Genomic DNA, 13,956 nt, shown 5'->3' on the forward strand with positions numbered 1-13,956 from the left:
GAACCGAACCCATGCCCCTGTTTCAGTGGAAATTACGCCCCTTCGGCATGACGTCGGCAACCTCGGTCGCAACGGCCTGCTGATCGGCACCGGCGGCACGGCGGGCGGCCGCCAGGCGCAGGTCCTTCAGCACCTTTTTCTCCCTTGCGTCGGCCGTTGGCCGCAGCACCTCGTCGGCACGGTCGTTGGACCCGAAGTGCCGCGCTTCCTTGCGCAACAGTCCGAGCATCGGGGTCATGTCTTCGATATATTCCGCCACCACATGGATGACCTCGCTTTCGCGCTGAAGCCGGCCACGGATCTTGACGAGACGCGCACCCATGATCACCGGCCGATACTGATCGAAGACCTTCGGCCAGACGATGGCGTTGGCAACGCCGGTCTCGTCCTCGATCGTCATGAAGATGACACCCTTGGCCGAGCCCGGACGCTGGCGAACGAGCACCAGCCCGGCAACCGTCACTCTTCGGCCGACGGGTGCCGTGGCAAGAGCGCGGCTTTCGACCAGTCCCTGCGCCGCAAGCTCCGTCCGCAGGAAGGAAACGGGATGCGCCTTCAGCGAGAAGGAGAGATAGCGGTAGTCGTTAATGACCTGCTCGCCCTCCAGCATCACCGGCAGCGACACCGCCGGCTCCAGCTGGAACTCGTCCTGTGTCGCCTGCTCGAACAGCGGCAGCCGCTCGGCAGCACTTTTCTCGTCCAGCGCCTTGACCGCCCAAAGCGCGTTGCGGCGGTCGAGCCCGATCGAGCGGAAAGCATCCGCATCGGCAAGCTTTTCCAGCACGGAGCGCGGCAGTCCCGAACGCAGCCAGAGATCGCGAACCGAGATATAGCCGGCACCGCGATGGGCGACGAGCTTGTCGACGATCTCCTTCTCCCGAAGCCCCTTGACCTGATTGAACCCGAGGCGGATGGCCTTTTTCGTCAGGATCACATTCGCCATTTCTCGGTGCCGCGGCTCGATTGCCTTGTGGTCGAAAAGGCCCTGCTCAAGGTCCGCGTCCCAATCCGAATGATTGATGTCGACCGGCAGCACCCGCACGCCATGTTCGCGCGCGTCCCGCACCAATTGGGCGGGAGCGTAAAAGCCCATTGGCTGCGAGTTCAAAAGCGCCGCGCAGAAGACATCGGGATAATAGGTCTTCAACCAGCAAGAGACATAGACAAGCAGCGCGAAGGATGCGGCATGGCTTTCCGGGAAGCCATATTCGCCAAAGCCCTCGATCTGTTTGAAGCAACGTTCGGCGAAGTCCCGGTCATAGCCATTGTCGACCATGCCTTCGACCATCCTTTGCTGGAAGGTGTGGATGGTGCCGGTCCGCTTGAAGGTCGCCATCGCCCGCCTGAGCTGATCGGCCTGTCCAGGCGTGAACTTTGCAGCCGTGATGGCGATCTGCATCGCCTGCTCCTGGAACAGGGGCACGCCCAGGGTCCGCTCCAGAACCGCTTCCAGTTCCTTGCTCGGATACTCGATCGGGATGTTGCGATCACGCTGCTCCCGACGCTTCAGATAGGGATGCACCATGTTGCCCTGGATCGGTCCCGGCCGCACGATCGCCACCTCGATGACGAGGTCATAGAAGATGCGGGGCCGAAGCCGCGGCAGCATGCTCATCTGCGCCCGGCTCTCGATCTGGAAGACGCCAATCGTATCGGCCCGGCAGATCATGTCGTAGACGGCCTTCTGATGATCCTTGTAGAGCGTATGCAGGTCCGTTTTCACGCCGTAATGCCGGTCGAGAAGCTTGAAGGCCCGGGCGATGCAGGTGAGCATGCCGAGCGCCAGAACGTCGATCTTCAGGATCTTCAGCGTATCGAGATCGTCCTTGTCCCATTCGATCATGTAGCGGTCGGGCATCGCCGTGTTCATGATCGGCACCACTTCGTCGAGCCGGTCGCGGGTGATGACGAAGCCGCCAACATGCTGGGAGAGATGGCGGGGGAAGCTCATCAGCTCGGTGGCATAGTCGAGCACCCGCACCGTCGTCGGATCCTTGACGTCGAGGCCGGCGGCCTTGGCCTCCCGCTCCGACAGGTCGGCGGCGGACCAGCCCCAGACCGAACCGGCAAGCGCCGACTGCACGTCCTCCGAAAAGCCGAAGGCCTTTGCCGTTTCGCGCCCGGCTGAGCGCGCCCGGTAGCTGATGACGGCGGCCGTCAGCCCCGCATGCTCCTTGCCGTAAGTCCGATAGATATGCTGGATGACCTCTTCCCGCTTTTCGTGCTCGAAATCGACGTCGATATCCGGCGGCTCGTCACGTTCGGTCGACAGGAAGCGGTCGAAGAGCAGGGTCGTCGACAGCGGATCGACTTCGGTGATGGAAAGGCAATAGCAGACGGTGGAATTCGCCGCCGACCCGCGCCCCTGGCAGAGAATGTCGACGCTTCGCGCATATTCCATGATGTTGCGCACGGTCAGGAAATAGGGCTCGTAGCGCTTGCTGGCGATCAGATCGAGCTCGTATTCGATCTGGTTCGAGACCTTCTCGGGAATACCGCGGGGATAGCGTCGATGGGCGCCTTCCATCGTCAGTCGCCTGAGGGTCTCAGTCGTCGTTTCGCCGGCAAAGCTCTCGTCGGGATACTGATATTCGAGTTGCGCCAAGGTGAAATCCAACCGGCGGAAAAAATGCCCGGTATTGGCGATCGCTTCCGGGTAGTCGCGAAAGATGCGCGCCATTTCCCCCGACGGTTTCAGATGCCGTTCGGCATTGGCCTGAAGCCGGAACCCTGCCTGCGCCACCGTCACATGCTCGCGAATGGCGGTGACGATATCGGCGAGCGGCCGGCGTGCCGGCCCGTGGAACAGCGGGCTGTTGGTGGCAATCAGCCGCGTGCCCGCATTGCGCGCGATGGTGGCCAACCCGGCAAAGACCAGCTGGTCGAAACCATCATAGCGTGGCACCAGCGCCAGATAGAGCCGATCGGCGAACTGCGGCTTCAGCCGCTTCAGGAACGCCGAAAGCTTGTTGGCCTCCGGCGCACCGATCACCGGATCGGGCACGACGGCAAGAAGGAGATCCTCGCCCCATTCGACGAGATCAGCTTCATGAAGCGTGCAGGTGCCCTTTGTCGACCGGAGGTTTCCGGCACTCAGCATGCGGCAGAGATTGCCCCAGCCGCGGCGGTTGCGCGGATAGGCGAGCACATCCGGGATATCCTCGGCAAAAGAAAGCCGGGCGCCGGGCTGGAAGGAATACCCCTCCACCTTCGCCTGCGCATGGGCGCGCACTACGCCCGCCACCGTGTTGCGATCGGCGATCCCGAGGCCTGAGATCCCAAGCCGGCTGGCGGCAACGATCATTTCACCCGGATGCGACGCTCCTTCAAGAAAGGAGAAATTCGACCAGGCGCCGATCTCGAAATAGGGCGTCGTCATGCGAAGACCCCATGCATGAACCAGCGCGGCTGCGTCGGCCCGCCATAATGGCCTTCTCGAAACAGCCAGAAGCGCCGGCCTCTCTCATCCTCCACCCGGAAATAATCCCGCTCGGCCGCCTTTTCGCCATCGACCCACCATTCGGCCGCGATCCGTTCCGGGCCTTCGGCGCGCGCGATGCGGTGCAGGCTGCGCCGCCAGCGAAAGCTTCTCGGCGGCCCCTCCGGCACCTCGGCCACCGCTTCCACCGGTTCCGGACTTTGAAACAGCCGCTGCGGCCGAACGGAGGCCGCCAGAAGCGCGACAGGAACAGAGCAGGCGGCTTCCTCTGCCGTCTTCAGCATTCCCACATCCGCAAGCGGCTGAAAGACGGCGGCACGCTCCGGCACGTGGCTTTCCGACAGGACGGGTAGAAACAGGCTTTCCGCGCCCAGCCGCGCCATGACCCTGTCGGCAAAGGCAGCAAGCGGCCGCTCTCGATCCGGCGTGCCGGAAAAATCCTCCTGCATCACCTCGTATTTTTCGCTTCTGGGAACCGACAGCCGCAGGATCTCGAAGCCGAAACCGGCATCGAGATCGTCATGGACCGCCTGCAGCCGCTCGCGGAAAAGGCCGGCGATGCGACCCGGTTCGATCAATGGCGAAGACGTTCCCGCAGCGATGCGAAAGACCCGGCCGTCGACACGAAAGAGCAGCAGCTCGAACAGCCGCCCGCCTTCACCACGCTTTTCCAATTCCGGCTTCAGCCTTGCCGCCAGCTCCTGCGTGAGAACAAAAATATCGTCCTCGCCCTGGACCGGCTCCGAAAGCCGGCGCTCGGCCGAGAGGCTGGCAACGGGAAGCCGCGGCGAAAGCGGCTCGTCTTCCAGCCCCATGGCCTGATCGAGGCGCAGGAGCAGCATGGATCCGAAGCGGCGGGCAAGCGGCGCCCGCGGCGCCTCGATGATGTCGCCGACCTGCTTGAGCCCGACCCGTCCGAGCGTTTCGATCATGTCGGCCGGAAGCCTGAGGGCCGCCATCGGCAGCGGCGAAAGCACGCGCGCGGCTTCCTCCGGAGCAATCACGCTTTGCGCGCCGAAGCGCGCCACGGCCCAGGAGAGCCCGGCTGAAGACGAGATCGCCGCACGGGCCTCGATGCCCAGATGAAAGAGCCGGGCCAGAAGATCGTCGAGAAGCGATTTCTCTCCGCCGAGAAGATGGGCGCAGCCGGTAATGTCGAGATAAAGGGCGGTTTCGCCGTCGAGCGCCACCAGCGGCGTATAGCGGCTGCACCAGTCCGCAAGCCCCTCGAGAAGGGCGCGATCCGCCGCCCGGTCGGACGGCAGCACATCGACCTCGGGACACATGGCCCGCGCCTCGGCAACGCCCTGGCCCAGCTGGAACCCTGATTTTTCGGCAAGGCCATCGAGCGCCACGAGGCGCATGGCATTCCTGACCCTATCGGCAAAGACGATGGGCGGATGCTCAGGACGCCCGCGGGAAAGCCAGGAGGTGCCCCAGCGGCTCCGCGCCACCCGGTCGGCTGGAAGATGCGGAAAGTCGAGCGACAGAATGCGCTGGTTCTGGATCTGCCGCAGCAGCGGCTGGTAGGGGTTCGACGGGGTAAAAGCGGCGGTCATGGGGGTTCCACTCCAGGAAGAGGCCGACGGGAGCAGGAGACCTGCTTTTTTCGGCAATGACGTGAAAGACAGGATGGCCGATGCTGCCGCAAAGCATCGAGCCGTCAGGGAGGGGGCGCTCGCGGGCGGGCGCCGGTTCGATATGAAGCCGGAAGAAGGCGCTGCTCGCCTCCTCGTGGCCGGACTGGCGCAGAAGCAGAAGCGGAATACGGCCGGCGCGGGCACGAACATGCAGGCGCCGGCTTTCACTCAAGGCGAGTGATGCCGGATTGCCGCGAATTTCCAGAATGACGGCACAGAAGGCCGAAACGGAAAGCGCCGTCTCGGCAATCCAGAGCGCGTCCTTCACCGTGCGCGGCAGGCTGAGGATCAGGCTTCGAATGTCGAGCCCATAAGCCTTGAGACCAAGACCATAGGGCAGGCCCGCCTCGGTGGAGGCCAGCGACTGGCTGATCCACAGCACCGGTGCCGCCGCATCGCCCTTTTGCTGGCGCGCCTGCTGACAGAGAGCACCAAGCGCGGTTGCAAACCCGGCAGCAGCGCCGGCATCGCGCGTCTCGGAGCTGCGGATTTCCGTCATGCCTTCGAGCGGCAGCCCGCCCTCGAGGATAGCGTCGAGTTCGGGAGTGCCGAGCGGCAGGACCTTGCGGCCGGAGGACTGGCTACCCTCTTGCCTGCGCCGGAAGCCTGCTGGATCCGCCGCCTTGACCGTCTTCACGACCCCCGCAAGCCTGCGGTTCTCGATCCGGGCTATGGTTTCGCGAAGCGAAAGAACGGTCTCCCGCTGCACGGCGTTCTCGGCCATGACGGTCAACTCCCACATAAGATGTTCCTGTTATGTTCTTATAGATTCCAGAGCTGCCAGGAGGAGTCAACAGTCAAATTTAAGAATTTATTCCTTGACCCTTGCATCCGGAATTCAACACTCGAAAAACAAAGGCAAAATCGCTATATGGAGGACAACAAGGAGTGCCTATGGCCCGCATTGACCAGACCGATGATTGGCGGGAACGCCATGCACCGACGCTCACGACATTCGAACAGCTTGCAGTGGAAGCCTATGGCCACCTGCCGCAGGAATTCCGCAAGCTGACGACCGACCTCATCATCGAGGTTGCCGATTTCCCCAGCGACGACGTCTTCGAGGACATGGCGCTGGAAACGCCGTTCGACCTGCTCGGCCTGTTCGAGGGGCGCGGCATCACCGAACGTTTCACCATGGAAACGGGCGAGTTTCCGAACCGGATCACCCTTTATCGCCGCCCGATCATCGATTACTGGGCGGAAAACGAGGAAACGCTGGGTGACATCATCACCCATGTGCTGATCCACGAGATCGGCCACCATTTTGGTCTTTCCGACGACGACATGGAGCGGATCGAGGCGAGCGTCGAGCACGTGGGCGGATAACGAACTCGCCTTCCTTCAAGCTTGCCCCTCATCCGGCCTGCCGGCCACCTTCTCCCCGCCAGCGGGGAGAAGAAACTTGCGGCACCCGCTCGCTTCTCTGAAATCCTCTCCGCAGAGGGACGACACCAAGTGACGACGGAGCTTTCGCCCGCGTCCCCTCTCCCGCTTGGCGAGGAGAGGGCTAGGGTGAGGGCCAAACGTGCCTGACGGCCCGCTTTACTGCTCCGACAACTTGATGTCGGGATTATAATCCTTGCCTTCGACTTCCTTGAATACGGCCTGTCCGCATTGCATATGCTGCGTATCCGCATTGAAAGCATAGGTGGGCGAGCCGTGCAGGGACCAGCCCTGGTTCAGCGCCGCCGTCACCTTATGGCAGAAGGACGCATCGTCGGGGCCGGTGAGGAAGCGATAAAGTTTCAAAATCTTGCCTTTCGTTTTTCAATCGTGTCCGCCTTGGCGGCGAGCTTCAGGGCCTGGTCGAGATGCAGCCGCTCGATCATCCGGCCATGAAGACTGATGACGCCCTTGTCGGCGTTCTCCGGCAGCGCAAAGACGGCGATGATGGCACGCGCCTCATCAACGGCGGCCTGCTCGACGCCGAAGCGCTCGTTGGCCGGACCGATCTGCAACGGATGGATCAGCATCTTGCCGTCATAGCCCATGTCGCGTCCCTGCCGGCACTCCTCGTCGAAACCGTCGGTGTCACGGAAATCGTTGAACACCGCATCGATGACGTCGAGGCCGCTGCCGCGGGCGGCAAGCAGGATCTGCATCAGCCAGGGGATCAGGTACGGCCGACCGGGACGATCGGGAACCCCGGTTTCCTTGCGCAGGTCGTTGAGGCCGACGACGAAACAATCGAGCCTGCCGCCGAAGGTGCGGCCGGTCTCGGCGATCGCGGGTGCATTGACGACGCCGCGCGGCGTCTCGATCATCGCCCAGAGGCGCAAGCTCTCCGGCGCGTCGTTGTCCGCTAGCCAGTCGGCGGCGATCTGGATATCAGCAGGGCTTTCGACCTTGGGCAAGAGGATCGCATCGGGCTTTGCCTGGAGAGCCGCCGCCAGATCCTGCTGGCCGAAGCCCGATCCCAGCGCATTGATGCGGATGACGATCTCACAGTCCGGCCGGCTTTCGGTGAGATGGCGGACGAGCCCGTCGCGCGCCTCGGCCTTGCGCTCGGGCGCCACCGCATCTTCAAGGTCGAAGATAGCGGCATCGGCGGCCAGTTGTGAAACCTTGGCGAGTGCGCGGACATTGTCTGCCGGCACGCAGAGCACCGAACGGCGCAGGCGAACGGGGTGATGTTCGATCGGTTTTGTCATGCGGCAGTTGTGCCCGCCTTTCATTTTTTCCGCAAGGCGAGGCGAACGGCCGCACCCCTCTTGCAAGCGGCGACGGCAACCCCCACATCGGGACCAGAAAGGTGACGATCATGCAAAGCATACGTTCTGTTCTCTTTACGGCTGTAGCCATCACCATCACGCTGGCAGCCTTCGTGTTCACCGCGTCGCTTGCGCTCGCGCTCGCCGGCATCGCCGCCGTTGTCGCGATCGGCAGCGCCATTGCCGCCCGGCTGAACTTCAAGGCAGCCCGTGCAACGGCACGCCCGACCTCCGGCCCCGCCCCGCGCGAAATGCGCATCTGGAACGACGGCCGCGGCACCATCATCGATCTCTAGGGATCGCGGTCCCCCAATCGCTGCCCCCCAAAGAGCGTTTCCGGCTTGGTTCAGGCCGAGGCACGGAAGCGCTCCAACTTGTTGCTTCTGCACATTCCTGACGGAAAATCGCTTCGCGATTGCTCGACGCGCCGAAGCGTTGTCCAGCGCGGCAGCTCACCCCCGTGCGACTTTTTTTTGCGATACCCCTGTCGGCAAGTCCCCTCTGCGTTCGTCCTTGGATCAGGCCAGCAAAGACCATGGCCAGGTTATCATTCCTCAATAGGAGCATGACATGGACAGCACGACGCAGAAAACAGACGCAAACCAGTTGCCGCAGGCCCTGAACGGGCTGGTACCCTATCTGCAGGTCGAAGGCGCCGCCAAGGCTGCGGAATTCTACAAGCGCGCCTTCGGCGCCAAGGAAGCCTATCGGCAACCGGTCGACGATCAGGGACGGACGATGCACATCCATCTCCACATCAACGGCAGTTCCCTGATGTTGAGCGACGCCTATCCGGAATACGGCCATCCCCTGGAAAAGCCGCAGGCCTTCAGCCTGATGCTGCCGGTCGACGACATCGACGCGTGGTGGAGCAAGGCGGTTGCCGCCGGCGCCGAAGTGGTGATGCCGATCGAGGTGATGTTCTGGGGCGATCGCTATGGGCAGTTGCGCGACCCCTTCGGCGTGCTCTGGGCGCTGAACGCACCGACGAAGGCAGGCTAAGCCAAGGCAGGCTAGGCTCAGGCAGGTTGAAACCGGCACCAGAATCCGGCCGATGTCCGCCAAGCCGAGCGGCCAGGGCGCTCCAACGCAGACAACAACCGCTATGACCGCGGCCGGGTAGGTGATTTCACCCGCCCGGCAGCTGCCTTCAGGATAGATTTTCCTTCATTTCGGCACAAAACTGATCTAAACGCTTACGCAACATTTCGCTGAAATCGAAGGCCTGAAGTTATGGAAAAGTTCGTCAAGCTCACCGGCGTCGCCGCTCCCCTCCCCGTCGTCAACGTCGACACGGATATGATCATTCCGAAGGATTACCTGAAGACGATCAAGCGCACCGGCCTCGGCACCGGACTTTTCGCCGAAGCGCGCTACAACGAAGACGGCTCGGTCAACCCGGATTTCGTGCTCAACAAGCCCGCTTACCAGAACGCCAAGATCCTGGTCGCCGGCGACAACTTCGGCTGCGGTTCCTCGCGCGAGCATGCGCCGTGGGCGCTTCTCGACTTCGGCATCCGCTGCGTGATCTCGACCTCGTTTGCCGACATCTTCTACAACAACTGTTTCAAGAACGGCATCCTGCCGATCGTCGTCAGCCAGGAGAACCTCGACAAGCTGATGGACGACGCCTCGCGCGGCTCCAACGCCATCCTGTCGATCGACCTGGAATCCCAGGAAATCACCGGCCCGGACGGCGGCACAGTCAAGTTTGAGATCGATGCCTTCAAGCGCCACTGCCTGCTGAACGGCCTCGACGACATCGGCCTGACGCTGGAGAAGGCAACAGCCATCGACACCTTCGAAAAGTCGACTGCCGCCTCGCGCCCCTGGGCGTGAGCTGAAGGGATGACGCGCAAGCTCATCTCCTCCGGTTCACCCTTCGAGAAGACGGCAGGCTATTCGCGTGCCGTCGCCAAGGGTGACTGGTGCTTTGTTTCCGGCACCACCGGCTACGACTACGCCACCATGACCATGCCGGAAACGGTGGAAGAGCAGGCACGCAATTGCCTGAAGACGATCGAGGGCGCGCTGAAGGAAGCGGGCTTCTCGCTCGCAGATGTCGTGCGCAACCACTACTACGTCACCGATGCCAGCTTCGCCGACCGGGTGTTTCCGATCTTCGGCGAGATGTTCGGCGACATCCGGCCAGCCGCCACCATGATCGTCTGCGATCTCATCCGACCGGAAATGCTGATCGAGATCGAGGTTACCGCCTTCCGCGGTTGACCTCTGGCGGGCTGCCGCCGGCACGGCATTGGCAGCCGCCCCGCTTATGCGCTACTGCAGAGGTAGGACGACGGGCTCTTCGCAGAGCCGTCGCCCGCATCCCCATGACCGGAAGAAGCCCCATGCAATTCGAAGGCACCGCCGACTATATCGCCGACAAGGACCTGATGATCGCGGTCAACGCCGCGATCCGGCTGGAACGGCCGCTGCTCGTCAAGGGCGAGCCCGGCACCGGCAAGACCGAGCTTGCCCGCCAGATCGCCGCAGCCCTCGAGCTCGAGCTCATCGAGTGGAGCGTCAAGTCGACGACCAAGGCGCAGCAGGGGCTCTATGAATATGACGCCGTCTCGCGCCTGCGCGACAGCCAGCTCGGCGACGCGCGCGTCAACGACGTCAGGAACTACATTCGCAAGGGCAAGCTCTGGCAGGCATTCGAGGCCGGAAAACGCGTCGTGCTTTTGATCGACGAGATCGACAAGGCCGACATCGAGTTTCCGAACGACCTGCTGCAGGAACTCGACCGCATGGAGTTCCACGTCTACGAGACCAACGAGATGATCCAGGCCCGCCAGCGGCCGATCGTCATCATTACCTCCAACAACGAGAAGGAGCTGCCGGACGCTTTCCTGCGCCGCTGCTTCTTCCACTATATCCGCTTTCCCGACGCCGACACGCTCGCCCGCATCGTCGAGGTGCACTATCCCGGCATTCGCAAAACCCTGCTTTCGGCAGCCCTTGCCGCCTTCTACGACATCCGCCAGGTGCCGGGACTGAAGAAGAAGCCTTCGACTTCCGAAGCGCTCGACTGGATCCGCCTGCTCGTTGCCGACGAGATCGACCCGGCCGACCTGCGCGCCGATCCGAAAACCATGCTGCCGAAGCTGCATGGCGCGCTGCTCAAGAACGAGCAGGACGTCCATCTCTTCGAACGCCTGGCCTTCATGGCGCGCCGCGACCAATGAAGCCAGACGCCCACAAGGTGCTGATCTACGCCACCTGGCGGGAGCAGCTGCTGGTTTTCGACGAGCCGGACTTTCCTGAAATCGACCTGCAGGTCCCGGGCGGCACGATGGAGCCCGGCGAAAGCCCTGAGGTCGCGGCAGTCCGAGAGTTTGTCGAGGAGACAGGGTTGGCGCCGCCGGCATCACTGCTGCCGCTTGCAACGCAAGACTATCGCTTCACCAAGGATGGCCGCCAGATCTGGCACCGCCGGCACTATTTCCATGCGCAGCTTTCCGGCGAACAAAAGGAAACCTGGCTGCACTTCGAAATGACGCCGGACGGCGGCGGCCCGCCGATCCGCTTTCGCTTCTTCTGGCTCAGCGTCGACGAGGCCTTGCGCCGTCTCGGCTATGGCATGGAGGATAGTCTGGGCCTGCTGCGAGATTGCCCCTCTCCTCGGGTTTAACCCGAGGACTAACCCTCTCCCCGCAAGCGGGGAGAGGGGACGCGGACCACTTGATCGCCAGTGCATTTCGGCTGGCAGTGGGCAGTGGGTTCCTGTGGGCTAGCGAGGGGGCGTGCGCTTGCGGCATTGGTCCTTCTCCCCGCCTGCGGGGAGAAGGTCGCGGCAGCGGGATGAGGGGCCGGCCCACGCGAATCGTTTTTCATTGACCCCCGCGCCCTTGCCGCGCTATCAAATAATCCGTGGTGATTTGGCCGGCCGGCTTGCAGCCACGTTAAACAAATCGCTAAAGGGCCGAGGAAACGTGGATTTTCCGAGGACCGGTCGCGATCAATCGCCGCCGGTTTTTTTGTATTGATCGAGTGGAAGCCCCATGCCCATCAAGATACCCGATACGCTGCCCGCCTTCGAAACCCTCGCGACCGAGGGTGTGCGGGTGATGACCGAGACCGTGGCGATCCGTCAGGATATCCGCCCGCTCCAGATCGGGCTTCTCAACCTCATGCCCAACAAGGTCAAGACCGAGATCCAGATGGCGCGCCTCATTGGCGCCTCGCCGCTGCAGGTCGAGCTGTCGCTGATCCGCATCGGCGCGCACCGGGCAAAGAACACGTCGGAAGAACACCTGCTCGCCTTCTACGAGACCTGGGAAGAGGTGAAGGCCCGCAAGTTCGACGGCTTCATCATCACCGGCGCGCCCGTCGAAACGCTGGACTATGAGGACGTCACCTACTGGGACGAGCTGAAGCGTATCCTCGACTGGACGACGACCAACGTGCATTCGACGCTGAATGTCTGCTGGGGCGCGATGGCGGCGATCTACCATTTCCACGGCGTGCCGAAATATCCGCTGAAGGAGAAGGCCTTCGGCGTCTACCGCCACCAGAACCTGCAGCCCTCCTCCGTCTATCTCAACGGCTTCTCCGACGATTTCGCCGTGCCGGTGTCGCGCTGGACCGAAGTGCGCCGCGCCGACATCAATGGCGTGGCCGACCTTGAGATCCTGATGGAATCGAAGGAGATGGGCGTCTGCCTCGTGCACGAGCAGAGGGGCAAGCGCCTCTACATGTTCAACCACGTGGAGTATGATTCCACCTCGCTGTCGGACGAATATTTCCGGGACGTGGACGCCGGCGTGCCGATCAAGATGCCGCACGACTACTTTCCGCACAATGATCCGACCCTGCCGCCGCAGAACCGCTGGCGCAGCCACGCGCATCTGTTCTTCGGCAACTGGATCAACGAGATGTACCAGACGACGCCCTACGACATGGACCTGATCGGCCGGGGCGAAAGCTAGGGATCAGAGGCTGCGATGTTCATCCCCTTCTTCCTCGAATTGAAGGCTGCGAAGATCCCGGTGACACTCCGGGAATTCCTGTCCCTGATTGAGGGCATGGAGGCCGGCATCGCGACCTTCGATATCGAGGCGTTCTATTTTCTCGCGCGCACGGCGCTGGTGAAGGACGAGCGCCATATCGACCGCTTCGACGGCGTCTTTCGGCATTGTTTTTCCGGCCTCGAGGCCATCAATCCCCCTGATGAATTCGAACAGGCGGCCATCCCCGAGGACTGGCTGCGCAAGCTGGCCGAGAAGTATCTGACGGAAGAAGAGAAGCGCCTGGTCGAGAGCCTCGGCGGTTTCGAGACCCTGATGGAGACCTTGCGCCAGCGGCTCAGCGAACAGGAAGGGCGCCACCAGGGCGGCTCCAAATGGATCGGCACCGCCGGCACCTCGCCGTTCGGCGCCTACGGCTACAATCCCGAAGGTGTCCGGATCGGCCAGGACGGCTCGCGCCACCGCCGCGCCGTCAAGGTCTGGGACCGGCGCGAGTTCAGGGATTACGACGACACGGTCGAGCTCGGCACGCGCAACATCAAGGTGGCGCTCAAACGGCTCAGGCGCTGGGTGCGCCAGGGGGCGGCCGACGAACTCGACCTTTCCGGCACCATCCGCGCCACCGCCGAACACGGCTATCTCGATGTCGTGACGCGGCCGGAACGGCGCAACGCCGTCAAGCTCCTGATGTTCTTCGACGTCGGCGGCTCGATGGACGACCATATCCGCATCGTCGAGGAGCTGTTTTCCGCCGCACGCGGCGAATTCCGCCATATGGAGCACTTCTACTTCCACAACTGCGTCTACGAAGGCCTGTGGAAGGACAATCGCCGCCGACGGGCCGACATCACCCGCACGACGGAGTTGCTGCGCACCTATGGCGGCGACTACCGTGCGATCTTCGTCGGCGACGCATCGATGAGCCCCTATGAGATCAGCCACCCTGGGGGCTCGGTCGAGCATTGGAACGACGAGGCCGGCGGGCTCTGGCTGTCGCGCATCGCCGCCCACTTTCCCCGTTCCATCTGGCTCAATCCGGTCCCCGAAATGCACTGGGGCCATACCCAGTCGATCGCCATGATCAGAGGCCTCTTCGCGGGCCGCATGTTTCCGTTGACGCTCAGCGGACTGCAGGACGCGACGAAACAACTATCGCGCTGAATCTACCGCAGAAAATCTCGATTTCCGGT

General features: G+C 62.8%; 14 protein-coding genes and 1 riboswitch. Of the genes, 9 read left to right on the forward strand and 5 right to left on the reverse strand.

Translation table 11 applies throughout. The annotated features are described in order from the left end of the window. Window positions 1-22: 22 nt before the first annotated feature. Genes AC07UR_RS14580 through AC07UR_RS14590 form a run of 3 tightly spaced genes read right to left on the reverse strand, consistent with a single transcriptional unit; the run spans window position 23 to window position 5,803 of the window. Window positions 23-3,379 carry an error-prone DNA polymerase gene (locus tag AC07UR_RS14580; RefSeq protein ID WP_209790436.1) on the reverse strand — a complete coding sequence of 1,119 codons (3,357 nt, stop codon included), beginning with the start codon at window positions 3,377-3,379 and terminating at the stop codon, window positions 23-25. Continuing rightward, window positions 3,376-4,893 (reverse strand): Y-family DNA polymerase, encoded by a 1,518-nt coding sequence (locus AC07UR_RS14585; protein WP_327795851.1) that lies wholly within the window; start codon window positions 4,891-4,893, stop codon window positions 3,376-3,378. The genes AC07UR_RS14580 and AC07UR_RS14585 overlap by 4 nt, the downstream gene beginning before the upstream one ends. Next, window positions 4,844-5,803 carry an ImuA family protein gene (locus tag AC07UR_RS14590; protein WP_234941844.1) on the reverse strand — a complete coding sequence of 320 codons (960 nt, stop codon included), beginning with the start codon at window positions 5,801-5,803 and terminating at the stop codon, window positions 4,844-4,846. Before AC07UR_RS14590 ends, AC07UR_RS14585 begins: the two co-directional genes overlap by 50 nt. A 170-nt stretch (window positions 5,804-5,973) precedes the next feature. On the opposite strand from AC07UR_RS14590, the gene AC07UR_RS14595 reads away from it, so the two are divergent. Beyond that, window positions 5,974-6,408 (forward strand): metallopeptidase family protein, encoded by a 435-nt coding sequence (locus AC07UR_RS14595; protein ID WP_173418314.1) that lies wholly within the window; start codon window positions 5,974-5,976, stop codon window positions 6,406-6,408. 216 nt (window positions 6,409-6,624) lie between these two features. Here AC07UR_RS14595 and AC07UR_RS14600 read toward each other — a convergent pair whose 3' ends face one another. After that, window positions 6,625-6,831 carry a DUF1737 domain-containing protein gene (locus AC07UR_RS14600; protein ID WP_173418315.1) on the reverse strand — a complete coding sequence of 69 codons (207 nt, stop codon included), beginning with the start codon at window positions 6,829-6,831 and terminating at the stop codon, window positions 6,625-6,627. After that, window positions 6,828-7,733 carry an HpcH/HpaI aldolase/citrate lyase family protein gene (locus tag AC07UR_RS14605; protein ID WP_209790434.1) on the reverse strand — a complete coding sequence of 302 codons (906 nt, stop codon included), beginning with the start codon at window positions 7,731-7,733 and terminating at the stop codon, window positions 6,828-6,830. The genes AC07UR_RS14600 and AC07UR_RS14605 overlap by 4 nt, the downstream gene beginning before the upstream one ends. Before the next feature lie 110 nt (window positions 7,734-7,843). On the opposite strand from AC07UR_RS14605, the gene AC07UR_RS14610 reads away from it, so the two are divergent. The 8 genes from AC07UR_RS14610 (at window position 7,844) to AC07UR_RS14645 (ending at window position 13,927) form a co-directional block, all read left to right on the forward strand. After that, the gene (locus AC07UR_RS14610) at window positions 7,844-8,089 is read left to right on the forward strand and encodes a hypothetical protein (protein WP_173418317.1); all 246 of its coding nucleotides are present in this window, start codon (window positions 7,844-7,846) and stop codon (window positions 8,087-8,089) included. A 274-nt stretch (window positions 8,090-8,363) separates the two neighbouring features. Continuing rightward, window positions 8,364-8,795 (forward strand): VOC family protein, encoded by a 432-nt coding sequence (locus AC07UR_RS14615; protein ID WP_173418318.1) that lies wholly within the window; start codon window positions 8,364-8,366, stop codon window positions 8,793-8,795. A gap of 231 nt (window positions 8,796-9,026) precedes the next feature. Further along, on the forward strand, window positions 9,027-9,632 hold the full coding sequence (gene leuD / locus AC07UR_RS14620) for a 3-isopropylmalate dehydratase small subunit (RefSeq protein WP_173418319.1): 606 nt from the start codon (window positions 9,027-9,029) through the stop codon (window positions 9,630-9,632). Window positions 9,633-9,641: 9 nt separating this feature from the next. After that, window positions 9,642-10,022, forward strand: coding sequence for a RidA family protein (locus AC07UR_RS14625; RefSeq protein WP_173418320.1), 381 nt, complete (start codon window positions 9,642-9,644; stop codon window positions 10,020-10,022). 122 nt (window positions 10,023-10,144) lie between these two features. Continuing rightward, window positions 10,145-10,984 (forward strand): AAA family ATPase, encoded by an 840-nt coding sequence (locus tag AC07UR_RS14630; protein ID WP_173418321.1) that lies wholly within the window; start codon window positions 10,145-10,147, stop codon window positions 10,982-10,984. Then, entirely contained in the window at window positions 10,981-11,430 is a 450-nt protein-coding gene (locus AC07UR_RS14635) for an NUDIX hydrolase (protein ID WP_209790433.1), read from the forward strand. The genes AC07UR_RS14630 and AC07UR_RS14635 overlap by 4 nt, the downstream gene beginning before the upstream one ends. Before the next feature lie 229 nt (window positions 11,431-11,659). Next, window positions 11,660-11,737, forward strand: a riboswitch (SAM riboswitch). Window positions 11,738-11,800: 63 nt separating this feature from the next. Beyond that, the gene (metA, locus tag AC07UR_RS14640; RefSeq protein WP_173418323.1) at window positions 11,801-12,727 is read left to right on the forward strand and encodes a homoserine O-acetyltransferase MetA; all 927 of its coding nucleotides are present in this window, start codon (window positions 11,801-11,803) and stop codon (window positions 12,725-12,727) included. 15 nt (window positions 12,728-12,742) lie between these two features. Continuing rightward, window positions 12,743-13,927 (forward strand): vWA domain-containing protein, encoded by a 1,185-nt coding sequence (locus AC07UR_RS14645; RefSeq protein WP_209790432.1) that lies wholly within the window; start codon window positions 12,743-12,745, stop codon window positions 13,925-13,927. The last annotated feature ends 29 nt before the right edge of the window (window positions 13,928-13,956 follow it).

The sequence above is a fragment of the Ensifer sp. GW821-FHT05G01 genome (assembly GCF_059419585.1).

Bases quoted from the DNA above. Each gene is read 5' to 3' on its own strand.
- AC07UR_RS14580 (WP_209790436.1), bottom strand. From the start codon at position 3,379: ATGACGACGCCCTATTTCGAGATCGGCGCCTGGTCGAATTTCTCCTTT.
- AC07UR_RS14590 (WP_234941844.1), bottom strand. From the start codon at position 5,803: ATGGCCGAGAACGCCGTGCAGCGGGAGACCGTTCTTTCGCTTCGCGAA.
- AC07UR_RS14595 (WP_173418314.1), top strand. From the start codon at position 5,974: ATGGCCCGCATTGACCAGACCGATGATTGGCGGGAACGCCATGCACCG.
- AC07UR_RS14605 (WP_209790434.1), bottom strand. From the start codon at position 7,733: ATGACAAAACCGATCGAACATCACCCCGTTCGCCTGCGCCGTTCGGTG.
- AC07UR_RS14610 (WP_173418317.1), top strand. From the start codon at position 7,844: ATGCAAAGCATACGTTCTGTTCTCTTTACGGCTGTAGCCATCACCATC.
- AC07UR_RS14615 (WP_173418318.1), top strand. From the start codon at position 8,364: ATGGACAGCACGACGCAGAAAACAGACGCAAACCAGTTGCCGCAGGCC.
- leuD (WP_173418319.1), top strand. From the start codon at position 9,027: ATGGAAAAGTTCGTCAAGCTCACCGGCGTCGCCGCTCCCCTCCCCGTC.
- AC07UR_RS14625 (WP_173418320.1), top strand. From the start codon at position 9,642: ATGACGCGCAAGCTCATCTCCTCCGGTTCACCCTTCGAGAAGACGGCA.
- AC07UR_RS14630 (WP_173418321.1), top strand. From the start codon at position 10,145: ATGCAATTCGAAGGCACCGCCGACTATATCGCCGACAAGGACCTGATG.
- AC07UR_RS14635 (WP_209790433.1), top strand. From the start codon at position 10,981: ATGAAGCCAGACGCCCACAAGGTGCTGATCTACGCCACCTGGCGGGAG.
- metA (WP_173418323.1), top strand. From the start codon at position 11,801: ATGCCCATCAAGATACCCGATACGCTGCCCGCCTTCGAAACCCTCGCG.
- AC07UR_RS14645 (WP_209790432.1), top strand. From the start codon at position 12,743: ATGTTCATCCCCTTCTTCCTCGAATTGAAGGCTGCGAAGATCCCGGTG.